20 protein-coding genes are annotated in these 25,740 nt (G+C 53.3%); 18 read left to right on the top strand and 2 right to left on the bottom strand.

Annotation, left to right across the window (positions count from 1 at the left end):
- Positions 1 to 67: 67 nt before the first annotated feature.
- The gene (gene barA / locus ACYP03_RS21625; protein WP_459782069.1) at positions 68 to 2,845 is read right to left on the bottom strand and encodes a two-component sensor histidine kinase BarA; all 2,778 of its coding nucleotides are present in this window, start codon (positions 2,843 to 2,845) and stop codon (positions 68 to 70) included.
- A 156-nt stretch (positions 2,846 to 3,001) separates the two neighbouring features.
- Here barA and rlmD point away from each other — a divergent pair, with 156 nt between their 5' ends.
- The 13 genes from rlmD (at position 3,002) to rpoS (ending at position 17,002) form a co-directional block, all read left to right on the top strand.
- A complete protein-coding gene (rlmD, locus tag ACYP03_RS21620; protein ID WP_459782107.1) occupies positions 3,002 to 4,339 on the top strand; it encodes a 23S rRNA (uracil(1939)-C(5))-methyltransferase RlmD in 1,338 nt (445 codons plus the stop codon).
- Positions 4,340 to 4,403: 64 nt separating this feature from the next.
- Complete coding sequence (relA, locus tag ACYP03_RS21615; RefSeq protein ID WP_248144043.1) at positions 4,404 to 6,629, top strand: GTP diphosphokinase; 2,226 nt, start codon at positions 4,404 to 4,406, stop codon at positions 6,627 to 6,629.
- A gap of 85 nt (positions 6,630 to 6,714) precedes the next feature.
- A complete protein-coding gene (gene mazG, locus ACYP03_RS21610) occupies positions 6,715 to 7,530 on the top strand; it encodes a nucleoside triphosphate pyrophosphohydrolase (protein WP_459782068.1) in 816 nt (271 codons plus the stop codon).
- A gap of 170 nt (positions 7,531 to 7,700) precedes the next feature.
- Positions 7,701 to 9,344 carry a CTP synthase gene (locus tag ACYP03_RS21605; RefSeq protein WP_459782067.1) on the top strand — a complete coding sequence of 548 codons (1,644 nt, stop codon included), beginning with the start codon at positions 7,701 to 7,703 and terminating at the stop codon, positions 9,342 to 9,344.
- Positions 9,345 to 9,424: 80 nt separating this feature from the next.
- On the top strand, positions 9,425 to 10,726 hold the full coding sequence (gene eno, locus ACYP03_RS21600) for a phosphopyruvate hydratase (protein WP_248144046.1): 1,302 nt from the start codon (positions 9,425 to 9,427) through the stop codon (positions 10,724 to 10,726).
- Positions 10,727 to 10,914: 188 nt separating this feature from the next.
- Positions 10,915 to 11,196 carry a cell division protein FtsB gene (gene ftsB, locus ACYP03_RS21595; protein ID WP_248144208.1) on the top strand — a complete coding sequence of 94 codons (282 nt, stop codon included), beginning with the start codon at positions 10,915 to 10,917 and terminating at the stop codon, positions 11,194 to 11,196.
- A gap of 38 nt (positions 11,197 to 11,234) precedes the next feature.
- Positions 11,235 to 11,930, top strand: coding sequence for a 2-C-methyl-D-erythritol 4-phosphate cytidylyltransferase (gene ispD / locus ACYP03_RS21590; RefSeq protein WP_330961866.1), 696 nt, complete (start codon positions 11,235 to 11,237; stop codon positions 11,928 to 11,930).
- Positions 11,930 to 12,403 carry a 2-C-methyl-D-erythritol 2,4-cyclodiphosphate synthase gene (gene ispF / locus ACYP03_RS21585; protein ID WP_248144049.1) on the top strand — a complete coding sequence of 158 codons (474 nt, stop codon included), beginning with the start codon at positions 11,930 to 11,932 and terminating at the stop codon, positions 12,401 to 12,403. Before ispD ends, ispF begins: the two co-directional genes overlap by 1 nt.
- A gap of 30 nt (positions 12,404 to 12,433) precedes the next feature.
- Positions 12,434 to 13,498: a tRNA pseudouridine(13) synthase TruD gene (truD, locus tag ACYP03_RS21580; RefSeq protein WP_248144050.1), complete on the top strand. Its 1,065-nt coding sequence runs from the start codon at positions 12,434 to 12,436 to the stop codon at positions 13,496 to 13,498.
- Positions 13,479 to 14,231 carry a 5'/3'-nucleotidase SurE gene (surE, locus tag ACYP03_RS21575; protein WP_248144052.1) on the top strand — a complete coding sequence of 251 codons (753 nt, stop codon included), beginning with the start codon at positions 13,479 to 13,481 and terminating at the stop codon, positions 14,229 to 14,231. Before truD ends, surE begins: the two co-directional genes overlap by 20 nt.
- A complete protein-coding gene (locus ACYP03_RS21570; protein WP_248144054.1) occupies positions 14,231 to 14,860 on the top strand; it encodes a protein-L-isoaspartate(D-aspartate) O-methyltransferase in 630 nt (209 codons plus the stop codon). Before surE ends, ACYP03_RS21570 begins: the two co-directional genes overlap by 1 nt.
- A gap of 3 nt (positions 14,861 to 14,863) precedes the next feature.
- The gene (locus tag ACYP03_RS21565; RefSeq protein ID WP_459782065.1) at positions 14,864 to 15,946 is read left to right on the top strand and encodes a peptidoglycan DD-metalloendopeptidase family protein; all 1,083 of its coding nucleotides are present in this window, start codon (positions 14,864 to 14,866) and stop codon (positions 15,944 to 15,946) included.
- 54 nt (positions 15,947 to 16,000) lie between these two features.
- Positions 16,001 to 17,002 carry an RNA polymerase sigma factor RpoS gene (rpoS, locus tag ACYP03_RS21560; RefSeq protein WP_248144057.1) on the top strand — a complete coding sequence of 334 codons (1,002 nt, stop codon included), beginning with the start codon at positions 16,001 to 16,003 and terminating at the stop codon, positions 17,000 to 17,002.
- A gap of 80 nt (positions 17,003 to 17,082) precedes the next feature.
- Here rpoS and mutS read toward each other — a convergent pair whose 3' ends face one another.
- Complete coding sequence (gene mutS / locus ACYP03_RS21555) at positions 17,083 to 19,620, bottom strand: DNA mismatch repair protein MutS (protein ID WP_459782106.1); 2,538 nt, start codon at positions 19,618 to 19,620, stop codon at positions 17,083 to 17,085.
- A 185-nt stretch (positions 19,621 to 19,805) separates the two neighbouring features.
- On the opposite strand from mutS, the gene pncC reads away from it, so the two are divergent.
- The 5 genes from pncC (at position 19,806) to csrA (ending at position 25,448) form a co-directional block, all read left to right on the top strand.
- Positions 19,806 to 20,294 carry a nicotinamide-nucleotide amidase gene (gene pncC / locus ACYP03_RS21550; protein WP_459782064.1) on the top strand — a complete coding sequence of 163 codons (489 nt, stop codon included), beginning with the start codon at positions 19,806 to 19,808 and terminating at the stop codon, positions 20,292 to 20,294.
- Positions 20,295 to 20,423: 129 nt separating this feature from the next.
- Complete coding sequence (recA, locus tag ACYP03_RS21545; RefSeq protein WP_248144060.1) at positions 20,424 to 21,491, top strand: recombinase RecA; 1,068 nt, start codon at positions 20,424 to 20,426, stop codon at positions 21,489 to 21,491.
- A 165-nt stretch (positions 21,492 to 21,656) separates the two neighbouring features.
- Positions 21,657 to 22,118 carry a recombination regulator RecX gene (gene recX / locus ACYP03_RS21540; protein WP_459782063.1) on the top strand — a complete coding sequence of 154 codons (462 nt, stop codon included), beginning with the start codon at positions 21,657 to 21,659 and terminating at the stop codon, positions 22,116 to 22,118.
- A gap of 186 nt (positions 22,119 to 22,304) precedes the next feature.
- The gene (gene alaS, locus ACYP03_RS21535) at positions 22,305 to 24,929 is read left to right on the top strand and encodes an alanine--tRNA ligase (protein WP_459782062.1); all 2,625 of its coding nucleotides are present in this window, start codon (positions 22,305 to 22,307) and stop codon (positions 24,927 to 24,929) included.
- Positions 24,930 to 25,250: 321 nt separating this feature from the next.
- Positions 25,251 to 25,448, top strand: coding sequence for a carbon storage regulator CsrA (gene csrA, locus ACYP03_RS21530; protein ID WP_027253546.1), 198 nt, complete (start codon positions 25,251 to 25,253; stop codon positions 25,446 to 25,448).
- Positions 25,449 to 25,740: the final 292 nt, after the last annotated feature.

Genomic DNA, 25,740 nt, shown 5'->3' with positions numbered 1-25,740 from the left:
ACCCCGGCGACAAACAAAAAAAGGCCAGACGCGATATGTCTGGCCTTTTGTTTGTCATGTAGATGGCTTATTGCCGGTAGGCCTGTGATGCTTTCACGACATTGTTCATCTCATCAATCAGCTCAAACAGCTCCGGCTCCAGGTCTGTGACTGCCGTGCCGGCTTTCAGCTGGGTTTCCAGTGTGTAGCAGAGATTTTTCAGCCTCGGAACCCCGCTGTAGGCACAACTGCCGTGAAGTTTGTGTATCGACGGCCACAACTCAATCTCTTTGCCGTCCAGCACTTCGTTTACCAGCATTTCGACCTCGGGCATGAAGTCGAGCAGCATCTGCAGCATGTCTCTGGCCAGATCTTCCTTACCGGCGGCCTGCTTCAGCGCCAGATCCCAATCCCAGCTGACATTCTGATTGAGCGGACCCGGCGCGGGGGCTGCTGAATTGGTTGGTGCCGGTTCCGGGAGGCTGGCTGGCCCGTTGTTCTGAGGCTGAGGAATCCATTTGGCCAGCATCTGCTGCAAGATCTGTTCTTCAATGGGTTTGGTCAGGTAGTCATCCATCCCCGCCCGGAGCAGGCGTTCGCGCTCACCGGCCATGGCGTGGGCCGTGACGGCAATTACCGGCGTATTGTGGTTAAGGTCGGTTTCGTGGATAGCCTGACAGGCGCTGACCCCGTCCATTTCCGGCATCTGAATGTCCATGAAAATAAGGTCAAAAGCCTTCTGATGGGCATATTCCACCGCTTTGCGGCCACCCGTTGCGGTGATGACGGTTTCGACCCGCTCACTGAGCAGGGCTGCGATCAGCTTGAGGTTCGCCGGGTTATCATCGACGGCCATGACCGTCAGTGGTAACAGCACATCAGCCGGGGAAGCCAGCGGTAAAGGTTCAGGTTCTTCCTGCTGATCGGTCTGGCCGATCAGTGCATCGAAGAGTTTACGTTGTGCCAGTGGTTTACCCAGGCAGGCGGTGACACCTGCGGTCAGCAGGCGTTCCGACAGGGCAAGCTCAGTGGTCGGCAGACACACCAGAACCTTATCGGCCAGTTGCTCAGCTTTGAACACCATATCCAGAATGTTCGCCAGCGGCGGCTGTTCGCCCGGCGACAGGCAGAGCAGGGCAAAATCGTGATGCTCGACATCATCTTCCGGCATATCGGCGCGGTAGGTTACTTCCAGTCCGGCCTGAAGCAGGCGCTGTTGCAACACGTTGGCAGCCTGCAGATTCGATTCGATCAGCAGCAGGTGGCGTCCTTTGAGGTCGCGGGTATCGATCGGCTGTGAAACCGGCAGGTCGGTTTTATTCAGCCGCAAGGTAAACCAGAAGGTAGAGCCCTGATGCAGACGGCTGGTCAGGCTGATTTCACCGCCCATCTGGGTGACCAGTTTCTGGGTAATCACCAGCCCCAAACCAGTCCCGCCATACCGGCGTGAAATACTGGCATCGGCCTGACTGAATGCCTGGAACAGCTGGGCTTGCTGGCGTTCAGAAATCCCGATCCCGGTATCCCGGACCATGAACTGAAGTTCCAGGTTTTCATCTCGGTCGGCTTTCAGCTCGACGGCAATATCAATGTTACCGCGCTCGGTAAATTTAACGGCATTACCAATCAGGTTCGTCAGTACTTGCTGGATGCGAAGCGGATCCCCAATCAGGCCGGTCGGAATCCGGGGATCGACCCGCAGCGTCAATTCCAGTCCTTTTTCGTGGGCGCTTGGTGCAAGCAGTCTCATCACCTCATCGAGAGAATCGGTAAAGTCGAACGGAATGTTTTCCAGCAGCAGTTTTCCGGCTTCCAGTTTCGAGAAGTCGAGGATGTCATTGATGATGGTCAGCAGGTTGTTGGCCGACTTTTCAATTGTCAGCAGATAATCATGCTGGCTGGCACTGAGCCGGGTTTTCAGCATCTGACGGGTAAAGCCGATGACGCCGTTGAGCGGGGTGCGCAGTTCATGGGACATGTTAGCCAGGAATTCCGATTTCACCCGGGCTGCTTCCTGTGCCCGCTTTTTGGCAATATCCAGCTCGACGTTCTGGATCTCCAGCTGCTCCAGAGTTTCACGCAGATCGGAAGTGGCCTGATCGATGCTCTGTTGCATCTCGATGTGATAATCCGACAGGGAAATCGCCATGGCGTTGATCCCGTTTTTCAGGTTATCCAGTTCGCCCAGCAGTTCTCCTTCAATCCGAACGTCCAGGTGGCCGCGGCGGATACGGTCAACGACACTGATCATGTGGGAAATCGGCCGGGTGACATCCCGCATCAGGCGATAAGCGAACAGGCCGGAGAGGATCAGACCCAGCAACAGGACCATCAGGGCGGTGAAGACTTCCTGATACTGTTGCAGCCGCAGCGGACTCATGTCCATTTCAATCGAAATGTAACCCAGTGCCTTGGCCTGAAAGCCCGGGGCTGAGAGGTTACTTTGCTGGGCTTCTGTCAGGATCGGTGCCCGCATGATCATCGTGGTGTCATTGACGACAATATCGGGCAGGAAAGGAATCGGCTTGTCATCCGGGAACATCAGGGCTTCAAAATTCCGGTGGAAGTTTGAAGTGACAAAAAGCTCATTATTGCTGTCGAAGACGGCGATACTGCGTACAATGTCGGAATGCTTGCGGTGCGCGTAGCTGATAATGCGCCGGACTGCTTCACGGTTGTGATCAGCCATCCCGTATTCGGTCGAGATTGCCAGCGGTTCAATAATGCTGGTCCCGGTCGCCACCAGCTGATGTTCCAGATCCCGGTAGCGGCTCAGGGTAAAAAATGCGCTCAATAGCAGGCCAATGATCAGGGTTGGTGCTAATGTCAGGGTGAAAACCCGGGCGCGAAGTCCGTATTTGGTCATGGTTACAAGAAATCGATTCTGTGGGAGAATTGCGGCCTATGCTGGCCACGCAAGCATGTTCCAGCCCTTAGCTTAATGAATCTTTCCCGCAGCGACAATTGAAGTCTCTGCGGCATCGCCCTGAAAAGGCGACAAAACACCGTGAGTTACAACATTATGGCACGCTTTTTTAAGCCAACGAAACGTACTGTCAGCGACACCAAGCACAAAGAAGTTACTGTGACCCGCCTGGATCATCTGGGCGCGGGGATTGCCCACCTTGACCGTAAACCGGTGTTTATTCCGGGGTTGCTGCCCGGCGAACGCGCACTGGTTCAGCTCACTGAAAACAAAAAACAATACGCCCGAGCGAAAGTGATCAAACGGCTGACAGACAGCCCGGAACGCATTACACCGCAGTGTCCGGTTTATGACCAGTGCGGTGGCTGTAACTTGCAACACCTCTCTCATTCTGCTCAGGTTGATGCAAAGCGTCAGTCGCTGGGAGAGCTGATGGCAAAATTTGCCCTCGCTGACGGGCAGGAAAAAACCGCAGTTCTGACTCAGGACAGCGCAGTGACGGGTCAGGAATGGCTGTATCGGCGCAGTGCGCGTTTCAGCCTGAGGGTTGAGCCGGGTCAGGGGCTGTGTCTTGGATTTCGCAAGGAACAGAGCAAAGACATTGTCGACATCGTACATTGCCCGGTGCTGGCCGCATCGCTGAATGATCTGCTGCCGCCGCTCCGGGAAATGCTGAACTCCCTGCAGGGACGGCGTAACCTCGGGCATGTGGAGCTGGTGGAAGCGGATAACGGCCCGGTGGTCCTGATCCGGCATCTGAAACCATTTTCTGACCCGGATATGACGAAGATTCAGCAATTTGCTGACAATCAACGTGTTATGCTATTCCTTTCACCCGCTCCTGATGAAGTGATTCAGCTGACCGGCGATGCGCCGTATTACGAAGTGGAAGGACTCCGGCTGGCGTTTTCACCGAAGGATTTTATTCAGGTCAACCGGCCGGTCAATGAACAGATGATCGCACAGGCGATGTCATGGCTGGATGTGCAGCCTGAAGACCGGGTGCTGGATTTATTCTGCGGGTTGGGTAACTTCAGCTTGCCGCTGGCCAAAAGAGCGCGGGAAGTGGTAGGCGTTGAAGGCGTGGATGCCATGGTGCAGCGTGCCAGTGAGAATGCTGCGCTGAACGGTCTGAAAAATACTGCTTTTTATCAGGGCAATCTGGAAGACGGAATTGCGTCGTTCAGCTGGGCGCATGAAGGCTTTGATAAAGTCCTGCTGGATCCGGCCCGTGCAGGAGCGGCAGGCGTGATGACGCAGGTGGCAGCTTTGTCACCCAGCCATATTTTATATGTGTCCTGCAATCCGGCAACGCTGGCGCGGGACAGTCAGGTACTGTTGCAGCAAGGCTATCAGTTGCAACGCCTGGGGATGCTGGATATGTTTCCCCATACCGGACATTTGGAATCGATGGCCCTGTTTACCCGTGCCTGAATTCAGGCACTGACTTGAAAGGTGACAGGTATCCATCCGTAACTACGAAATACAGGACAGAATCATGGTCGCAGTTCGCGGTGCGCATTTAAAGGAAAACGTTCAATTTGAGCTGGTGCCTTGGGCAGAAAGCCTGTTACAGGACAGTACAACCTCGAACCGTCTGATCCAAACCTATCAGCGTTGTGAAGCGCATCTGGATAATCAGGCTGTTGCCAGTCAGATGCTGTGGCGTGGCCGGGAGATGGTCGAAATCCTGGTGATGCTCAGTATGGATGCCGATACCCTGATTGCTGCGTTGCTGTTCCCGCTGGTCGAGGCCGGGCTCTACAAGAGTGATGAGGTCAGAGAGGAATACGGCCAGTCGATCCTGTACATGGTGAAAGGGGTCAAACAGATGGCTGCTATCAGCCAGCTGAATGCCATCAAAGAAGGCGCGGCACAATCGGCGCAGGTGGATAATATCCGCCGGATGCTGCTGTCGATGGTAGACGACTTCCGCTGCGTGGTTATCAAACTGGCTGAGCGGATCTGTCATTTGCGCGAAGTGAAAGACGAGCCGGATGCGGTACGCCGTGCTGCTGCGCGCGAATGTGCCAATATCTACGCGCCGCTGGCGAACCGTCTGGGGATTGGTCAGCTCAAGTGGGAAATCGAAGACTACGCCTTCCGGTACAATCACCCGGAGACCTACAAGCAGATTGCCAAGCAACTGGCTGAACGCCGGATTGACCGTGAACAGTACATCGAACGCTTCGTGGCCGATCTGGATGAATCGATGAAAGCCTCGCACATCAAAGCCGAAGTACATGGCCGGCCGAAGCATATTTACAGCATCTGGCGCAAGATGCAGAAGAAGAGCCTGGCGTTTGATGAACTGTTTGACGTGCGTGCGGTGCGGATCATTGCCGACCAGCTTCAGGATTGTTACGCCGCGCTGGGGGTGGTCCACACCAAGTACCGTCATCTGCCCAAAGAATTCGACGACTATGTCGCGAACCCGAAACCGAACGGTTATCAGTCGATTCATACCGTGGTGATTGGTCCGGAAGGCAAAACGATTGAAATCCAGATCCGGACCAAGCAGATGCACGAAGAGTCGGAACTGGGCGTGGCTGCGCACTGGAAATACAAAGAGTCCGGCACGTCGTCCGGTGCTCATTCCGCCTATGATGAGAAAATCAACTGGCTGCGGAAACTGCTGGCCTGGCAGGAAGAGATGTCCGATTCGGGCGAAATGCTCGAAGAACTGCGCAGTCAGGTGTTCGACGATCGGGTTTATGCCTTTACGCCCAAAGGGGATGTGGTGGACCTGCCGCAGAATGCGACCCCGCTGGATTTTGCTTACCACATTCACTCAGAAGTGGGACACCGCTGTATCGGTGCCAAAGTCGAAGGACGTATCGTACCTTTCACCTATCACCTGCAAATGGGTGATCAGGTGGAAATCATCACCCAGAAAGAACCCAATCCGTCCCGTGACTGGCTGAATCCGAACCTGGGCTTTGTGAATTCCAGCCGTGCCCGTGCCAAAGTGCATGCCTGGTTCCGGAAGCAGGACAGAGACAAGAATATTGCGGCCGGCCGGGAGATCCTGGAGCAGGAACTGCACAAAATCGGCGCGACGATGAAAGACGCCGAAGCTTATGCTCTGAAACGCTTCAACGTGAATTCGACCGACGAACTCTTCGCGGGTGTCGGGAGCGGTGACCTACGTATCAATCAGGTGATCAACCACATCAATGCGCTGGTGAACAAACCGACCGCGGAAGAAGAAGATCAGCAATTGCTGGAGCGCCTGACGGAAGCGAGTAACAAGGCCAGTCAGAAAAAACCGCAGCGTGATGCGGTGGTCGTGGAAGGGGTCGATAACCTGATGACGCATCTGGCGCGCTGTTGTCAGCCGATCCCCGGTGATGACATTGCAGGCTTTGTGACTCAGGGTCGGGGGATCTCGGTGCACCGCAGTGACTGCGAACAGCTGGAAGAATTGCGTCATGTAGCGCCGCAGCGAATCATCAACACGGTCTGGGGCGGCAGTTTTGCAGGGCGTTACGCGCTGACAGTGCGGGTAACGGCATCTGAACGCAATGGCCTGATCAAAGATCTGACGAACACACTGCATAACGAGAAGGTCAAGGTTGCCGGTGTGAAGAGCCGGATTGATTTCAGAAAGCAGATGTCGATCATGGATTTTGATGTCGAACTGACTGATCTGGATACGCTGGGCAGGGTCCTCAAGCGACTGGAACAGGTCAAAGATGTGGTCGAGGCCAGACGGTTACACTGAATCTGGCAGATTCACGAGATTAACCATTCAGCAGAAGCGGGCACCGGCCCGCTTCGTTTTATGAACAGAGCAGGATACGGTCATCATGAGCGAGAAAGCCCCCATCAACACATTGCAGGCTATTATGGCAAAACTGCGGGATCCGGACGGCGGTTGTCCCTGGGACCTCCAGCAGGATTTTGCCTCAATCGTGCCGCATACCCTGGAAGAAGCTTACGAAGTCGCGGATGCGATTGCTGAAGAAAACTGGGCTGAAGTGAAGGAAGAGCTGGGGGATTTGCTGTTTCAGGTGATTTTCTACAGTCAGTTGGGGAAAGAACAGGGACTGTTTGAATTTGATGATATCGTCAGCGGAATCAACAACAAGCTGATCCGGCGTCATCCGCATGTGTTTGCCGACCAGCGTTTTGAAGATGAAGCTGCCATTCACGCTAACTGGGAAGCGGAAAAAGCCAAAGAGCGTGCAGAAAAAGGGCTGGACGACAGCATTCTGGCGAATATCCCCAAAGCCATGCCCGCACTGAACCGGGCCGATAAAATCCAGAAACGCTGTGCGAGATATGGTTTTGACTGGCTAACGCTGGGCCCGGTCGTCGAAAAAGTGCAGGAAGAAATGGATGAAGTGATGGCAGAAGCCCATCAGGCCATCCCTGATCAGGACAGAATTGAGGAAGAGATCGGGGATCTGCTGTTCGCGGTGGTGAACCTCAGCCGTCACCTGAAAGTGAAGCCGGAAATGGCGCTGCACCGGGCCAACCGAAAGTTCGAACGCCGCTTTCGCGAAGTAGAACAAAGTGTCCTGGAACAAGGAAAACGCGTAGATACCTGCTCACTGGATGAGCTTGATGCCGAGTGGGAAAAAGTTAAACAGAAGGAAAAACAGAGCCAATCGGGGGAGTAAGCGCTAACCGGCTTGCATTTAAACCGTCAAGGCATTTGGGCTTGATTTGGGACAAAAAGCTGTCGTCTATACTGTGATAGTTTTCACGTTGTGGCAATAAAATGTGTCTGGTATACTAATTTCCCGTCCAGATACTTTTTATCCTCTACACCAAATCTTCCAGGTTTAACATGACAACGAATTACATTTTTGTGACGGGCGGTGTTGTATCCTCCCTAGGTAAAGGTATTGCTGCAGCATCACTAGCGGCCATCTTAGAGGCCCGTGGTCTGAAAGTGACCATGATGAAGCTAGACCCTTACATCAACGTTGATCCGGGTACGATGAGCCCCATTCAACACGGTGAAGTATTCGTTACGGAAGACGGTGCAGAGACCGACCTAGACCTCGGTCACTACGAGCGTTTCATTCGTACCAAGATGACCAAGCGCAACAACTTTACCGCAGGCCGTGTTTATGAAGACGTACTGCGTAAAGAGCGTCGCGGTGACTACCTGGGTGCGACCATTCAGGTGATCCCACATATCACAAACGCGATTAAAGAGCGTGTGATTGCCGGTGCCGAAGGCCACGACATTGCGATTGTCGAAGTGGGCGGTACTGTGGGTGATATCGAATCCCTGCCATTCATGGAAGCGATCCGTCAGCTGGCGGTTGAGCTGGGCCGTGAGCGTGCCATCTTTACTCACCTGACGCTGGTGCCATATCTGGCTGCCGCGGGTGAAGTGAAAACCAAGCCAACTCAGCACTCAGTGAAAGAACTGCTGTCTATCGGTATTCAGCCAGACGTGCTGATCTGCCGTTCTGACCGCATGATTCCTGCGAACGAACGTGCCAAGATTGCACTGTTCTGTAACGTGCCTGAGAAAGCTGTGATTTCGATGAAAGACGTCGACTCCATCTACAAAATCCCTCAGCTGATTAAGTCTCAGGGTCTGGATGAGCTGGTTTGTCAGCGTTTCGGCATTACTGCGCCAGAAGCTGATCTGAGCGAGTGGGAACGCGTGATTTATGAAGAAGCGAATCCAACCAGCGAAGTGACGATCGGTATGGTCGGTAAGTACACCGAGCTGCCAGATGCTTACAAGTCAGTCAACGAAGCGCTGAAACATGCCGGTCTGAAAAACCGTCTGTCTGTGAACATCAAATATGTTGATTCACAGGACGTTGAGTCGAAAGGCGTTGAAATGCTGGAAGGCCTGGACGCAATTCTGGTTCCGGGCGGCTTCGGTGGTCGTGGTGTTGAAGGCAAGATCATGACAGCGCAGTATGCGCGTGAAAACAAAATTCCGTACCTGGGCATCTGTCTGGGCATGCAGGTGGCTCTGATTGAGTACGCTCGTAACGTGGCTGGCCTGACTGGTGCACACTCCACTGAGTTTGATGCGAAATCCCCTTATCCGGTTGTGGGTCTGATCACTGAGTGGGTTGACAGCGAAGGGAACGTTGAAGAACGTACTGAAGCGTCTGATCTGGGCGGTACTATGCGTCTGGGTTCTCAGCTGTGTCATCTGGAAGAAGGCAGCAAAGCCCGTGAACTGTACGGCAGTGCGACCATTCATGAGCGTCACCGTCACCGTTACGAAGTGAACAACAATCTGCTGCCTCAGCTGAAAGAAGCAGGTCTGAAAGTCTCCGGCCTGTCCGCAGACAAGAAACTGGTCGAAATTATTGAAGTGCCGGATCACCCATGGTTCGTTGCGGCTCAGTTCCACCCTGAGTTCACTTCGACCCCACGTGACGGGCATCCGTTGTTTGAAGGTTTCGTGAAGGCGGCTGGTCAGCACCAGCGCGGCGAGCTGGAAAACAGCTAAGATTACAAATAGCTGTTGCACAGGAGTGCGACAGCTTTTTTTTCGCTTTTTTAAATCAAAATAAAGCAAGAGGAAACACAATGTCTAAGATCGTTAAAGTTCTGGGTCGTGAAATTATCGACTCACGCGGTAACCCAACAGTTGAAGCGGAAGTTCACCTGGAAGGCGGATTCGTAGGTATGGCTGCGGCGCCATCTGGTGCATCTACCGGTTCTCGTGAAGCACTGGAACTGCGTGACGGCGACAAATCTCGTTTCCTTGGCAAAGGTGTACTGAAAGCCGTTGAAGCGGTGAATGGTCCTATTGCTCAGGCACTGGTTGGTAAAGATGCGAAAGCACAAGCCGACATCGACCAAATCATGATCGACCTGGACGGCACTGAAAACAAATCTAAGTTCGGTGCAAACGCAATCCTGGCGGTATCTCTGGCAAACGCAAAAGCAGCCGCTGCTGCGAAAGGCATGCCTCTGTATGAGCATATCGCTGAGCTGAACGGCACTCCGGGCCAGTTCTCTATGCCTCTGCCAATGATGAACATCATCAACGGTGGTGAGCACGCAGACAACAACGTAGACATCCAGGAATTCATGATTCAGCCAGTTGGCGCAAAAACGCTGAAAGAAGCGCTGCGTATCGGTGCTGAAGTATTCCATAACCTGGCGAAAGTTCTGAAGGCGAAAGGCCTGAACACTGCTGTGGGTGACGAAGGTGGTTTCGCACCAAACCTGGAATCTAACGCTGCGGCACTGGCTGCAATCAAAGAAGCAGTTGAAATGGCTGGTTACGTTCTGGGTAAAGACGTGACTCTGGCGATGGACTGTGCGGCTTCTGAGTTCTATGACAAAGAAGCGGGCCACTACAACATGAAAGGCGAAGGTAAAATCTTCACTTCTGAAGAGTTTAACTTCTACCTGCAGGATCTGGCGAACCAGTACCCAATCGTTTCTATCGAAGACGGTCTGGACGAGTCTGACTGGGATGGCTTCAAGCACCAGACAGAACTGCTGGGCGACAAACTGCAACTGGTGGGCGACGACCTGTTCGTAACCAACACCAAGATCCTGAAAGAAGGTATCGAGAAAGGTATCGCGAACTCTATCCTGATCAAATTCAACCAGATCGGTTCTCTGACTGAAACCCTGGCTGCGATCAAGATGGCGAAAGACGCGGGTTACACTGCCGTGATCTCTCACCGTTCTGGTGAAACTGAAGATGCAACTATCGCTGATCTGGCGGTAGGTACTGCAGCGGGCCAAATCAAGACAGGTTCTATGAGCCGTTCTGACCGTGTTGCGAAGTACAACCAGCTGATCCGTATCGAAGAAGCGCTGGGTGAGAAAGCACCTTTCAACGGTCTGAAAGAAGTGAAAGGCCAGGCATAAGCCTGATCTCTTCCTTTCGTCAGCACTGCTGACACAGAATGATAAGCCGCTCATACAGAGCGGCTTTTTTATGTCCGAATGGCGGTGCAGGAACTGGTCACACCGGGCGCTTTATGGGATTATTAGCCATTCCGGGGCTGAAAATCTGGCCTGCCGGTCTGAATCAATCAACCAAGAACGAGGCTTGCATGCGTGTATTCTGTGCTGTGTTGCTGTTAGTCCTAGCCTGGCTGCAGTACGAATTCTGGCTCGGCAAGAATGGCATGTCTGATTACATGGCGCTGACTGAAAATGTCGCGTTACAACAAAAAGCCAATGCGGAGTTGGGACAACGAAACCAGCAGATGTATGCGGAAATTAATGATTTACATCAGGGGCTGGAAGCTGTTGAAGAACGTGCCCGCCATGAGTTGGGCATGATCAAGCCGGGAGAAACCTTTTTCCGCATCGTGGGTGACAATACGCCCTGAGGGCACACTCTGACGTTATTTTTGCAGTAAGACCAACCATGACTCAAACCTTAACTGCAGTCGTTCCTGCCGCGGGTATCGGCAGCCGGATGAAGGCTGACCGCCCCAAGCAGTATCTGACCATTGCAGGCAAAACGATTTTAGAACATACGGTGGACTGCCTGTTGCAGCATCCCGCGATAGGCCGGGTTGTGATTGCGATCAGCGACGGCGATCCCTATTTTAAACAACTGCCGCTGGCACACCGCCCGGAAGTCGTGGTTGTGCCGGGCGGCGCTGAGCGTGCTGATTCGGTTTTTGCCGGTCTGGCGGTGCTGGCAGACGACGACTGGGTGCTGGTCCATGATGCCGCGCGTCCCTGTCTGCATCAGGATGATATTACCCGCTTAATTACACAGGCCAGACAGAGCCGGGATGGTGCCATTCTGGCTGCGCCGGTGCGCGATACGATGAAACGGGGCAATGGGCATCAGGCGATCGCAACGACGGTTGACCGGACGGATCTCTGGCACGCGCTTACACCGCAGATGTTTCAGGTGGGCAGGTTACGTGATGCCATGGCCAAAGCTCTGGCCGAGGGGGCTGTGATCACCGATGAAGCCTCGGCGTTAGAATATTGTGGTTTTGCACCAACGCTGGTTCCGGGCCGGGCCGATAATCTGAAAGTGACACAGCCGGAAGACCTTGTACTGGCTGAATTTTACCTGCAGCAAAGATGTAAGGAGCAGGCGTAATGCGAATTGGACACGGTTTTGACGTACATAAATTTGGCGGCGAAGGCCCGGTCATCATCGGTGGTGTTGAAGTGCCTTATGAATATGGCCTGATTGCTCACTCTGACGGGGATGTTGCCCTGCATGCCGTGTGCGATGCGCTGCTGGGTGCCATTGGTGCCGGTGATATCGGCCGTCATTTTCCGGATACCGATGCCGAGTGGGCAGGCGCGGACAGTCGGATGCTGCTCCGCGATGTGTATTCCAAAGTGAAGGCTAAAGGCTACTGTCTTGGGAATCTGGATGTCACCATTATTGCCCAGGCACCGAAAATGGCACCTTACATTGATGAGATGTGTCAGCGGATTGCCGACGATCTGGAAACAACAGTCGATAATATTAATGTAAAGGCCACGACCTCTGAGCGTCTGGGCTTTACAGGTCGCAAAGAAGGCATTGCCTGCGAAGCGGTCGTTCTGCTGCGTTCTCTGTAACGCAGTGACTTTCTGTTGAACGGAAAAACTATGACAATTGATATGGACAGCCTGAGCTGGCTGAATGGCAAGCCTGTCTGTGAGGGCCGGAGTAAAGTCCGCCCGGAAGATTTTATTGTAAAAGAGCAGCTGGGTTTTGACTTTGCCGGGAGTGGTGAGCACTTCATGGTGAAGATCCGTAAAACCGGTGAAAACACCAAGTATGTGGTCAATGAACTGGCGAAAGCATGCGGTGTGAAATCCCGGGATGTCAGCTGGGCGGGTCTGAAAGACCGGCATGCGGTGACAGAACAGTGGCTGAGCGTTCATCTGCCGGGTAAACCGGATCCGGATTTGACTCAGTTTGTTGCTGAACATCCGGGTGTGGAAGTGCTTGCGACAGACCGACATGATAAGAAACTGCGTCCGGGCGATCTGGCCGGCAACCATTTTGAGTTGCGCCTGACTGAGCTGACACAACCGCAGGAGCTGGAATCGCGCCTGGTGAAAATTCAGCAACAGGGTGTCCCGAATTATTTTGGCGCTCAACGCTTTGGTCACGACGGCAATAATGTGGTGAAAGCCCGTGCCTGGGGGAACGATGAGTTTCGGGTCCGGGATAAGAGCAAGCGCAGTTTTTACCTCTCTGCGGCCCGTTCCTGGCTGTTCAATCAGGTGCTCTCCCAGCGGATTGCTCAAGGTCAATCTGGGCTGCTGCTGGCCGGTGACTGTGTTCAGGCTGTAAACAGTGAAGGCTGGGACGTGGTCGAGCAGGTAACGCCGGAATTACAGGCGCAGGTCGACAACGGAACCTTGTTTATTACTGCGCCAATGATGGGGGACAACGCCTTACCGAGTCTGGGAGAGGTGGCGGCCTTTGAAATGCAGGTCATTGAGCAGGAACCCCTGTTGCTGAAGCTGATCCGTGATAACCGGATGCGGCACGAACGCCGTCCGCTGATGCTGCGTCCGTCAGAAATGGACTGGCAACTGGAAGAAAATTCGCTTGTGGTTCAGTTTTCTTTGCCGGCTGGCTGTTTTGCGACGGCTGTCATGCGGGAGCTGATCGATGAGCCAGAGCAAAAGGATGGCAGATATGCGAATTTTGATCAGTAACGATGACGGTATCTTTGCTGAAGGAATTAATATTCTGGCCGATACCCTGAAAGAGCTGGGTGAGGTTTATGTGGTTGCCCCTGACCGGAACCGCAGCGGGGCTTCGAACTCTCTGACCCTGGAGACACCTTTGCGTGTCCGTGAAGAAGGGATCAGAAGAGTCTCCGTTGAAGGAACTCCGACGGATTGCGTGCATTTCGCGCTGAATGAATGGTTGACCGAAAAACCGGATATCGTGGTGGCAGGTATTAATCATGGCGCAAATCTGGGGGATGATGTCCTGTATTCAGGCACCGTTGCTGCCGCAACGGAAGGTCATTTTCTGGGCGTTCCTGCAATTGCCGTCTCCCTCGTTGGTCGTGAACATTTTGCGACGGCAGCGCAGGTCGTGAAGGAAATGATCGGGCGGCTCAAGATGCAGCCATTGCCCAGCAATAAGATTTTGAATATTAATGTACCTGATGTTCCGCTGTCCGATTTGGGTGAGTGGCAGATCACCCGCTTAGGTGCACGTCACCGGGCGGAAAAAATGGTGAAAGATGTCGATCCCCGGGGCAAAACGATCTACTGGCTCGGCCCCCCGGGTAGTTGTCAGGATGCCGGACCCGGAACGGATTTTTACGCCATTGAACGTAAGCAGGTATCAATTACACCGCTTCAGGTCGATCTCACAGCGCATGATGTGCTGGACGAGCTGACACAGTGGATGAAACAAGTGGAGAACAACGGATAATGCGCTATGCGGAACAACGCCATAGCCTGATGGAATATTTGCGTCAGCAGGGAATTGCTGACCGGAAAGTGCTGCAAGTCATGGACAGGGTTCCCCGCGAACATTTTGTGGATGAGGCTCTGTCACACAAAGCTTATGAAAATAATGCTCTGCCGATTGGCAGCGGGCAGACCATTTCTCAACCCTATATCGTCGCCAGAATGACGGAATTGCTTGAGCTGAAACCGGATTCCCGGGTGCTGGAAATCGGCACCGGTTCCGGTTATCAGACAGCCATTCTGTCACAGATGGTCGAACGTGTTTACTCGGTTGAGCGGATCAAAACGCTGCAATGGCAGGCCAAGCGCCGCTTCAAGCAGCTGGATTTGCATAACATATCCACCAAGCATGGTGACGGTTGGCTCGGCTGGGCCAGCAAAGGACCTTTTGACGCCATTATTGTCACCGCAGCCGCCGAAACGGTGCCAACCGCACTGCTCGGACAGCTGGCTGAAAGAGGGCGTCTGGTCATTCCGGTAGGCGACGATTATCAGGTTCTGAAGCGTATTCGTTTCATTGACGGCCAGTTTGTCACGGACGATATTATTCCCGTTCGTTTTGTTCCCTTAGTTGCTGGGGAGCTGGCATAACGGATGAATGGCATGAGCAGAAAGAAGCGCAGACTCTCAGTGATGTTGACAGCGGGCTTGCTGCTGTCTGCTTGTGCCACTTATCCGCCGCCCGGCGCCAATTATGAGAATACTGAAGCCGGAAGCTATCGCGGCAGTTTTTACGAAGTGCAGAGAGGAGACACGCTGTACTTCATTGCCTATCTGTCTGGACGTGATGTCAATGAGCTGATTGCAATTAATCAGCTGGCTCCGCCTTATACGATTTACCCGGGCCAGAAACTCTTCCTGTGGAAGCCCAAGTATGTGGCGCCTCAGTTTGGCCATAAGGTTGCGGTGCAGCCGACTCAGCCAATCATCCAAAAACCGTCCGCGCCGCCCAAACCGCCAAAACGTGAGGTTGTGCCTTATCAACCCACCGTTGTGGTCGGTCCAGCAGTTGCGGCAACGGCAGTCCCTGCAACCGCAGCGACCTCGGTGCCGGCTCCGGTGATCAAACCGCCTGTCAAATCAGCCCCAGTCAGTAAGCCAGTGGTGAAGCCATCGCCCAAACCGGCGACAGTACCACCAAAACCGGCGACATCTACGACTAAAATCGCACAAAAAAGCGTCAAGAAAGATGTTGATCGTCCTTCCACAAAAGAGTACTCTCAAGATTCAAAAAGTAACAAAGTTGTTACAAGCCAGGCCCAGCCGAAGGACGATTCTGGTAAGACTTCAAAGTCTGGTGCTGACAAGGTTGACAGTTGGGTATGGCCGACGAAAGGAAGAGTGATTGCCCGTTTCTCCGATAAGGAAAACGGCAATAAAGGCATTGATATCGCTGGTCACAGAGGCCAGGACGTCAAAGCCACTGCAGCCGGAAAAGTCGTTTATGCCGGTAATGCATTAAGGGGCTATGGCAACCTTGTCATTATCAAACACAACGACGATTACCTCAGTGCATATGCGCACAATGACCGGGTACTCGTCAGGGAGCAAGATACGGTAACCGCGGGGCAAAAAATTGCCGCGATGGGCAGCTCAGGAACGAACAGTGTCCGGCTGCACTTTGAGATCCGTTACAAAGGCAAGTCAGTGAATCCGCTCAGGTACCTGCCAGACTGACAGACTGCTCGAGCGTGATGAACCGGATTTGTGAGATGCTATCTGGGAGGCGCTATGAGCAGAAGTAATGCAGCTACTGATATCGAAAACTATGATGAGTTTGATGATGACATGGAGATCGATGTCGAAGAGCAGGAAGCCGATATTTCCGCTAAATCAGAGATCGATGATGCAGACGATGAGCTGGACATCTCGTCATACACTGTCACTCAGAAAGCATTAGATGCGACTCAGCTTTACCTTGGTGAGATCGGTTTTTCCCCACTTTTAACCGCCGAGGAAGAAGTTCTTTACGCCCGTCGTGCCCTGCGTGGTGACGAAGTGGCGCGCAAACGCATGATTGAAAGTAACCTTCGATTGGTCGTGAAGATCTCCCGCCGTTACAGCAACCGCGGTCTGGCACTGCTGGATCTGGTTGAAGAAGGGAACCTTGGCCTGATCCGTGCGGTTGAGAAATTTGATCCGGAACGTGGTTTCCGCTTCTCGACCTATGCAACCTGGTGGATCCGTCAGACGATTGAACGGGCTATCATGAACCAGACCCGGACAATTCGCCTGCCGATTCATGTCGTCAAAGAGCTGAATGTCTACCTGCGGACTGCCCGTGAGCTCGCTCAGAAGTTGGATCACGAACCAACCGCTGAAGATATTGCGTTGCAGCTTGATAAGTCGGTCGATGATGTGAACCGGATGCTGCGTCTGAATGAACGCGTCGGTTCGGTCGACAATCCGATAGGCGGTGACTCAGAAAAAGCGTTGCTGGATATTATTCCGGATGAACGTTGCGGCGGACCGGAAACTTCAACTCAGGACGACGATATGAAAACATCCATCGTCACCTGGCTGCAGGAGCTGAATCCGAAACAACGCGAAGTACTGGCCCGACGTTTTGGCCTGCTCGGTTATGAAGCCTCAACGTTGGAAGATGTTGGCCGGGAAATCGGTCTGACCCGTGAGCGGGTGCGCCAGATTCAGGTTGAGGGGCTGCGCCGTCTGCGTGATATGCTGACCCATCAGGGCTTGAATATCGAGTCGCTGTTTAATCAGGAAATGTGAATACAGCTTTGTTGAGAGCATTTCAGTAGAAAATAAAAAAGGACGCCACGGCGTCCTTTTTTGATCGGGAGAGTTCTGAATTACAGCAGTGCTTTCAGGCGGTATAACTCATCAAGCGCTTGTCGTGGCGTCAGCTCATCCGGATTCAGACGCGCCAGCGCTTCTTCGACTTCACTCGACTCAGGAATCAGTGAAAGTTGCTGATTATCGGAGTGTTGCTGGCTTGGCTGCTCAATGGCCTGCTGATGGCCACTAGCCTCCAGTTGCTGCAGCTTTTGCTTCGCGCGCTTGATCACGGACTTCGGAACCCCGGCCAGGCTGGCGACGGCTAAACCGAAGGATTTACTGGCTGCGCCTTCCTGCACCGCGTGCATAAAGGCGATTTCGTCACCATGCTCAATCGCATCCAGATGGACATTGGCCAGTCCCGGAAGCAGTGAAGGCAATTCTGTCAGTTCGAAATAGTGGGTTGCAAACAGGGTCATGGCAGCGATCTTCTCGGCCAGCCATTCAGCACTGGCCCAGGCCAGTGACAAACCATCGTAAGTACTGGTGCCGCGGCCGATTTCATCCATCAGCACCAGACTGTTTTCCGTCGCATTGTGCAGGATATTTGCGGTCTCGGTCATTTCCACCATGAAAGTCGAACGGCCGGAAGCCAGATCGTCAGAGGCGCCAATCCGGGTAAAGATCCGATCCAGCGGGCCAATGGTGGCTGCATCTGCCGGGACGTAAGAGCCGACATGAGCCATCAGGGCAATCAGTGCCGTCTGTCGCATGTAGGTGGATTTACCGCCCATGTTCGGTCCGGTAATGATCAGCATGCGGCGGTCCTGATGCAGCGAAATCGGGTTGGCAATGAACGGATCATCCAGCACTTGCTCAACGACAGGATGGCGGCCAGCACTGATTTCAACCTCAGGTTTGTCACTCAGGGTCGGACGACAGTAATTCAGGGTATCAGCCCGTTCAGCCAGGTTTGCCAGGACATCCAGTTCTGACAGTGCTGATGCGGTCTGCTGTAATTGCGCCAGATGCGGCAGCAACTGATCAAAGAGGGCTTCCCAGAGCTGTTTTTCCAGTGCCAGTGCTTTGGATTTGGAATTCAGAACTTTGTCTTCATGCTCTTTCAACTCAGGAATGATATAACGCTCAGCGTTTTTCAGGGTCTGACGACGGACGTAATGACTGGGCACACGGTGGCTCTGGCCCCGGCTGATCTGGATATAGAAGCCATGGACCTGATTAAAACCGACTTTCAGGCTGTCGATGTCGTGGCGTTCCCGCTCACGTTCTTCCAGCTCTTCCAGAAACTTGGTTGCGCCGTCAGCCAGATCCCGCCATTCGTCCAGTTCAGCATTGTAGCCGGGGGCCAGGACGCCGCCATCGCGGATCACGACGGGCGGATTTTCAATAATGGCACGTTCTAACAGTGCGCACAGTTCATCCATTGGCTGGCTGTATTCGGCGAGCTGGCGAACATGGGCACTGTCGAGCTCATTCAGCAATTCTGCCAGCTGAGGCAGATGTTGCAGTGCGGTCCGCATCCGGGCCAGATCCCGGGGACGGGCTGAACGGAGTGCCAGTCGGGCCAGAATCCGCTCCAGATCTCCCATATGGCGCAGGACCTCAGCCAGCTCGGCAAACATGCCACTGTCTTTCAGATTGCCAATGGCGTCCAGCCGGTGATTCAGTTGCTGGCGGTTGCGAACCGGCTGATGCAGCCAGCGTTTGAGCAGGCGGCTGCCCATCGGCGTTGCAGTCTGATCTAAGACTGAAGCCAGCGTGTTTTCGGTGCCGCCGGCCAGATTCTGGGTCAGTTCCAGATTTCGGCGGGTGGCGGCATCCAGCACCACCGACTCATCCTGGCTGTCACGGGTGATGGCGCGAATATGCGGCAGGGCAGTGCGCTGGGTATCTTTGACGTACTGCAGCAGGCAGCCTGCGGCACAGAGGCCAAATTCAGCCTGTTCAACACCGAAACCAATCAGATCCCGGGTGCCGAATTGCAGCGTCAGTTGCTGGCGGGCCGTTTCCAGATCGAATTCCCAGACCGGACGACGGCGTGCGCCTTTCATATGGCTGAACAGGCCGGGCAGCGGGAAATCTTCCGGGTACAGCAACTCGACCGGGCTGGTGCGTTGCAGTTCAGCCTGCATCGCCTCTTCTGTTTCGGGTTCGGTCAGCATGAAGCGGCCGGAGGTGATATCCAGTGTGGCATAGCCGAAGCGGCCGTTCTGACAGAAAATTGCGGCAATCAGGTTATCACGCCGCTCGTGCAGCAGCGCTTCGTCACTGACGGTACCCGGCGTGACAATCCGCACGACCTGTCTTTCCACCGGGCCTTTGCTGGTGGCCGGGTCGCCGATCTGCTCACAGATTGCCACCGACACACCTAACTGGACCAGTTTGGCCAGATAGGCTTCTACAGCGTGGTAAGGCACACCGGCCATCGGGATTGGCTGGCCGTTGCTGGAGCCCCGCTTGGTCAGTGATATATCGAGCAGCTGAGAGGCTTGTTTGGCATCGTCAAAGAAAAGCTCGTAGAAATCTCCCATCCGGTAAAACAGCAGGACATCAGGGTTTTCTGCCTTGATCCGTAAGAATTGCTGCATCATGGGGGTGTGTTTTTCTAAACCTTGTACTGTCACGCTGTCGCCCGCTTCAAACCGAGAAAAATCAGGCTGCCTAGGATACGTGAAAGGCCCTGATGGGCAAAGGGGGGAGGAAGAATTTCTGTGGCTTGATAGCGGATGGACAACCGAGTAAGGTGGCGGCATTGGCTGCGCACGGAGGAAAGCAGATGACAGGAACATCTTTGGCAATACAGGTTGGACAGGCACTGAAAGACCAGCAATGGCTGGCGGTGACTGCGGAATCTTGTACCGGTGGCGGTGTATCTGCTGCAATCACTGATGTTGCCGGGAGCTCGGGCTGGTTTGACCGCGCTTTCGTGACTTACAGCAATGAGGCCAAGCAGGACATGCTGGGGGTACGGGCAGACACGCTGACTGAGTATGGTGCTGTGAGTGAGCCTGTGGTGTCACAAATGGCGCAAGGCGCGCTGACTTACTCTCGAGGCCAGATCAGTGTCGCCATCAGCGGCATTGCGGGTCCGGATGGCGGAACGCCGGACAAACCGGTTGGCACGGTCTGCTTTGCCTGGGCGGATGCGACGGGCTGGATGTTGGTGGAGACCTGCCATTTTGACGGTGACCGCTGGAGCGTGCGTGAGCAGGCCGTCGAGCGGGCGCTGCAAGGGATTTTGGATCGCCTGAATGCGATGCAGTGAAGATCACAATCCGGCCCGATGGATCCCCCGGAGCGGAAAAAAATGCCATCCAGTGCTAGACACTGTATGAATAGACAGTATACTAAGCACAACTTTGATTGAATGAATTAGCATCCGTTGGAGAGTCGAATGGACGACAACAAACAGAAGGCTCTTGCCGCTGCCCTGGGTCAGATCGAAAAGCAGTTCGGTAAAGGCTCCATCATGAAGCTGGGTGACAACCGTACGATGGATATTGAAACCATCTCGACCGGTTCTCTGTCACTGGATATCGCACTGGGCGCGGGCGGCCTGCCAATGGGTCGTATCGTTGAAATCTATGGTCCGGAATCTTCGGGTAAAACAACGCTGACGCTGGAAACAATTGCAGCGGCACAGCGTAAAGGAAAGACTTGTGCCTTCATTGATGCCGAGCACGCACTGGATCCGATCTATGCGAAGAAGCTGGGCGTGAACATCGATGAGCTGCTGGTTTCTCAGCCAGATACCGGTGAGCAGGCGCTGGAAATCTGTGATGCACTGGCCCGTTCCGGTGCGGTCGATCTGATTGTTGTTGACTCCGTGGCTGCACTGACGCCGAAAGCTGAAATTGAAGGCGAAATGGGCGACTCTCACATGGGTTTGCAGGCGCGTATGCTGTCTCAGGCAATGCGTAAGCTGACGGGTAATCTGAAGCAGTCAAACTGTATGTGTATCTTCATCAACCAGATCCGGATGAAGATCGGCGTGATGTTCGGTAACCCGGAAACCACAACTGGTGGTAACGCCCTGAAATTCTATGCTTCTGTTCGTCTGGATATTCGCCGTACCGGCGCCATTAAAGAAGGCGACGAAGTGGTGGGTAACGAAACCCGTATCAAGGTTGTGAAGAACAAAGTGGCTGCGCCGTTCAAGCAAGCGGATACACAAATTCTGTACGGACAGGGCTTCAACCGCAATGGCGAGCTGATTGACCTGGGTGTGAAGCAGAAATTGATCGAAAAAGCCGGGGCCTGGTACAGCTATCAGGGCGATAAGATTGGTCAGGGTAAAGCCAATGCTTGTAAGTACCTGGCGGAGAATCCGGAAATCGCTCAAGTTATTGACAAGCAATTGCGTGAGCAACTGCTGAACCCGGCGAATCTGGCTGATGAGGCGGGTGAACCGACCAGTGCTGAGGCGGAAGATTTTGAAGCGCAGCAGGACGATGCGTTTTAATCTCTAAACCAGAGACATAAGCCTGGTTCAGAAATGTTGGAACAAACAGGCTTCTCTTAGCGGGCGCTGAACGGCGGTGGAAACACCAAAGTCAGTGCCCGCTTTGTTTTTATCAATCAGCCCGTGGGTGAATCAGTCACAGCATGGGAAAGAGGGAGACATCAGGTGAGGAGACAAGCTCCCAAAATATCAGCAAAAGAAGCGGCGGTTGGCTATCTGTCACGCCGGGATCATGCTGAACGAGAATTGCAGCAAAAGCTGAAACAGCGAGGCTACACTGCACAGGAAGTCAGCGAGGCGATTGCTTATTGCCAGGATTATAACTGGCTGGATGATGCGCGCTATGCAGCCATGGCGGTTAGGAACGGAATCGGAAAGGGCTGGGGCAAGCTGCGGATACAGCAGGAAATGAAGATGAAGGGAGTCCATGAACTGTGTATCCGACACGCATTAGATGAAGCAGACGTTGACTGGTTCGAGCAGGCGAAAAGTGTTGCCCAGCGGAAATTTGGCGAAACACCGATGGAAACCCCGAAAGAGAAAGCACGCCGTTTGCGCTTTATGCAGTCTCGCGGATTCGACTTTGATCAAATTCGTTATGCGCTGTCGGTCGATGATGAATATTGAGCCTGATTTTTCTCATGTGTTAACAGAACATTTCCCGTCAAACCCGCGTTGTTTTACAATAGTCGGCAAACCTTTTATCTTAGTCTGATTAAACCTGCGGCGGACTGCACTTTAACGCGCAGCCGCAGACAACTGAACCGCAGTTGCAGGCAGGGTGATTAACACAGCATTATTCAGGATTTTCAAATGTACATGAGCACTGATGAGATTCGCCGTGCGTTTCTTACGTTTTTTGAAAGTAAAGGCCACCAGATAGTCGAAAGTTCGTCACTGGTTCCAGCCAATGACCCGACCCTGCTGTTTACGAACGCGGGGATGAACCAGTTTAAAGATACTTTCCTGGGTCTGGAAAAGCGTAATTACACCCGAGCGACCACGGCGCAGCGCTGTGTACGTGCCGGTGGTAAGCACAATGACCTGGAAAATGTCGGTTTTACAGCCCGTCACCACACTTTCTTTGAAATGCTGGGCAACTTCAGCTTTGGTGATTATTTCAAAGAAGATGCGATTCAGTTCGGCTGGGCATTCCTGACTGATGTGCTGAAACTGCCGAAAGAGCGTCTGCTGGTGACTGTGTATCAGACGGATGATGAAGCGTTTGATATCTGGCACAAAGTGATTGGTCTGCCTGAAGATCGCATTATCCGTATCGGTGATAAAGAAGGCGGTAAAGCCTTTGAGTCAGATAACTTCTGGCAGATGGGTGATACTGGTCCTTGTGGTCCGTGTACTGAGATTTTCTACGATCATGGTGATCACATCTGGGGTGGTCCTCCGGGTTCTCCGGAAGAAGACGGCGATCGTTTCATTGAAATCTGGAACATCGTTTTCATGCAATTCAACCGCCATGCTGATGGCAACATGGACCCGCTGCCGAAGCCGTCTGTAGATACCGGTATGGGAATTGAGCGTCTGGCTGCCATCATGCAGAACGTTCACTCCAACTACGAGATTGATATCTTCCAGACCCTGATTAAAGAAGCGGCATCTGTGATTGGTTACGACGATCTGTCGAATCAGTCGCTGCGTGTGGTCGCCGACCATATCCGTTCTTGTGCGTATCTGATTGTTGATGGTGTGATGCCGTCAAATGAAGGCCGTGGTTATGTGCTGCGCCGGATCATTCGCCGTGCCGTTCGTCATGGGAACAAACTGGGTGCGAAAGGGGCGTTCTTCTACAAGCTGGTTGGTCCGCTCGCAGAGGTTATGGGTACTGCGGGAGACGCGCTGAAACAACAGCAGGCTGTGGTTGAGAAAGTTCTGAGGATCGAAGAAGAAAATTTCGGCCGTACGCTGGATCGCGGCATGGCAATTCTGAACGAAGCGCTGGAAACACTGAATGGCAAAGTGCTGGACGGTGAGACGGTATTCAAACTGTATGATACCTACGGTTTCCCGGCTGACCTGACCAACGATGTCGCACGTGAGCGCGGTTTCAGCATTGATGAAGAAGGCTTCAATAATGCGATGGAAGCACAGCGTCAGCGTGCTCGCGAAGCCGGTCAGTTCGGTGTGGATTATAACGACAGCGTGAAAGTGGATGCGGAAACTGAATTCTGTGGCTATGAAGGCACACAGGGTGAAGGCAAGGTGATTGCACTGTTCCGTGACGGCGAAGCCGTGGATGCGATTGCTGCCGGTGAAAAAGCGCTGGTGGTTCTGGACCATACACCGTTCTACGCCGAATCTGGCGGTCAGTGTGGTGATGCCGGTATCCTGTCTGGCAACGGGGTGACTTTCAGTGTTGAAGATACCCAGAAGTTTGGTGATGCCATTGGTCATCAGGGAGTCCTGCAAGCAGGCAGCCTGTCTGTCGGCGACAGCCTCAACGCTGTGGTTGATGCAGAGCGTCGTGCTGCAATCAGCCTGAACCACTCCGCAACGCACCTGCTGCATGCAGCATTGCGTCAGGAGCTGGGTGAGCATGTGGCTCAGAAAGGTTCATTGGTGAAACCAGACGGCCTGCGTTTCGACTTTTCGCATCTGGAGTCGGTCAAACCGGAACAATTGCGTAAGATCGAACGTATCGTCAACGAGCAGATCCGTCTGAACCATGTGATTGAAACCCACATCATGGATATCGAAGCGGCGAAAGCCAAAGGTGCGATGGCACTGTTTGGTGAGAAGTATGACGATGAAGTCCGTGTTCTGAGTATGGGCGACTTCTCGACTGAGCTGTGCGGTGGTATTCACGCGCGTCAGACCGGTGATATCGGTTTGTTCAAGATTGTTTCTGAAGGTGGTATTGCTGCCGGTATCCGCCGTATTGAAGCGGTGACGGGTGCCGGTGCGATTGCTGCGCTGCATGCGCAGGACAGTCAACTGGCAGAAACGGCCAGCCTGCTGAAGTCTGATTCAGCGTCTGTGACCAGTAAAGTCAGCGCATTGGTGGCGCAGAACAAGCAGCTGGAAAAAGAAATTCAGCAACTGAAAGACAAACTGGCGGCTCAGGAAAGTGCTGACCTGATCAATCAGGTACAGGATATCAATGGGACTAAGGTCTTGATTGCGAAGCTTGACGGTGCAGATAACAAAGCACTCCGTGGTATGGTAGACGAGCTGAAAAACAAGCTGGGAAGCGGTGTCGTCGTACTGGGGAATGTCAGCGATGGTAAAGTTGGCCTGATTGCAGGTGTGACTAAGGATATGACCGCCAAAGTGAAAGCCGGTGAACTCATTAATATGGTCGCCCAGCAGGTTGGCGGTAAAGGCGGCGGTCGTCCGGATATGGCTCAGGCTGGTGGTACCGATGCCGGTGCATTACCTGCCGCGCTGGAAAGTGTGTCGCCTTGGCTGAGTGAACGTCTCTGATTCTGGTCATTCGCACTGAAGTGTCTGATGTCGGCTGTGGTTCAGTCGACATCAATGATGAAGAAAGTGCTACAATTACAGGCAATTGAGTCGTTGAACCTGACAGTGGATGCTCGGGCGGGTGGTCATGTACAGTGATTCGAGAAGGATCTGAGCTGTACGCCTGATGCAGAAAATGTTTGTGGTTGATTGTCAAAGTCTGGATAATCGCCCACTTCTCGCTGTTTCTTGAGCAGTGACCATGAACCCGAAGGACATTGTTGAATGAATAATGGCCTTGTTTAAACTAATTAAAAGTAAGATTACTCAAGGAGCAATCGAATGCTAATTTTGACTCGTCGCGTAGGTGAGACGCTAATGATCGGTGACGAAGTAACAGTGACCGTACTTGGCGTGAAAGGAAATCAGGTTCGCATCGGTGTTAATGCGCCGAAAGAAGTGTCTGTTCACCGTGAAGAAATTTACATGCGGATACAGGCAGAGAAAGATACCGGAACGCAAGGCTCGGGTAACTACTAAACCCTGTTTTATAAAGAGGTCGGCATTGAAGCTGGCCTTTTTTGTTTTTTGGCGGCCAGCTTTGTTTGGTCAGGAAATAGAGTAGGTTGTACCGCTTAGGTTGCTTTTGTTAGCGGTTTGGTGATTAAGTATCCAGCCGGGGGCGGAAAGGCACTTTTTCTCAATAAAGTGTTTGACTTATTTTTGCCTGACAGTAATATGAGCGACCGCAAGACGGTGAGGTGGCCGAGAGGCTGAAGGCGCTCCCCTGCTAAGGGAGTATACGGTTTATCCCGTATCGAGGGTTCGAATC

Source organism: Photobacterium sp. R1 (assembly GCF_054600795.1).
The sequence above is the reverse complement of the archived record's forward strand: the minus strand, read 5'-3'. Positions and strand labels throughout refer to the sequence as shown.

Excerpts from the sequence above, each read along its gene's own strand:
- alaS (WP_459782062.1), top strand. The coding sequence starts at position 22,305 with ATGTACATGAGCACTGATGAGATTCGCCGTGCGTTTCTTACGTTTTTT.
- ftsB (WP_248144208.1), top strand. The coding sequence starts at position 10,915 with ATGCGTGTATTCTGTGCTGTGTTGCTGTTAGTCCTAGCCTGGCTGCAG.
- csrA (WP_027253546.1), top strand. The coding sequence starts at position 25,251 with ATGCTAATTTTGACTCGTCGCGTAGGTGAGACGCTAATGATCGGTGAC.
- rpoS (WP_248144057.1), top strand. The coding sequence starts at position 16,001 with ATGAGCAGAAGTAATGCAGCTACTGATATCGAAAACTATGATGAGTTT.
- rlmD (WP_459782107.1), top strand. The coding sequence starts at position 3,002 with ATGGCACGCTTTTTTAAGCCAACGAAACGTACTGTCAGCGACACCAAG.
- ispD (WP_330961866.1), top strand. The coding sequence starts at position 11,235 with ATGACTCAAACCTTAACTGCAGTCGTTCCTGCCGCGGGTATCGGCAGC.
- ispF (WP_248144049.1), top strand. The coding sequence starts at position 11,930 with ATGCGAATTGGACACGGTTTTGACGTACATAAATTTGGCGGCGAAGGC.
- ACYP03_RS21565 (WP_459782065.1), top strand. The coding sequence starts at position 14,864 with ATGAATGGCATGAGCAGAAAGAAGCGCAGACTCTCAGTGATGTTGACA.
- mutS (WP_459782106.1), bottom strand. The coding sequence starts at position 19,620 with ATGATGCAGCAATTCTTACGGATCAAGGCAGAAAACCCTGATGTCCTG.
- pncC (WP_459782064.1), top strand. The coding sequence starts at position 19,806 with ATGACAGGAACATCTTTGGCAATACAGGTTGGACAGGCACTGAAAGAC.
- surE (WP_248144052.1), top strand. The coding sequence starts at position 13,479 with ATGCGAATTTTGATCAGTAACGATGACGGTATCTTTGCTGAAGGAATT.
- ACYP03_RS21570 (WP_248144054.1), top strand. The coding sequence starts at position 14,231 with ATGCGCTATGCGGAACAACGCCATAGCCTGATGGAATATTTGCGTCAG.
- mazG (WP_459782068.1), top strand. The coding sequence starts at position 6,715 with ATGAGCGAGAAAGCCCCCATCAACACATTGCAGGCTATTATGGCAAAA.
- barA (WP_459782069.1), bottom strand. The coding sequence starts at position 2,845 with ATGACCAAATACGGACTTCGCGCCCGGGTTTTCACCCTGACATTAGCA.
- truD (WP_248144050.1), top strand. The coding sequence starts at position 12,434 with ATGACAATTGATATGGACAGCCTGAGCTGGCTGAATGGCAAGCCTGTC.
- recA (WP_248144060.1), top strand. The coding sequence starts at position 20,424 with ATGGACGACAACAAACAGAAGGCTCTTGCCGCTGCCCTGGGTCAGATC.
- ACYP03_RS21605 (WP_459782067.1), top strand. The coding sequence starts at position 7,701 with ATGACAACGAATTACATTTTTGTGACGGGCGGTGTTGTATCCTCCCTA.
- relA (WP_248144043.1), top strand. The coding sequence starts at position 4,404 with ATGGTCGCAGTTCGCGGTGCGCATTTAAAGGAAAACGTTCAATTTGAG.
- eno (WP_248144046.1), top strand. The coding sequence starts at position 9,425 with ATGTCTAAGATCGTTAAAGTTCTGGGTCGTGAAATTATCGACTCACGC.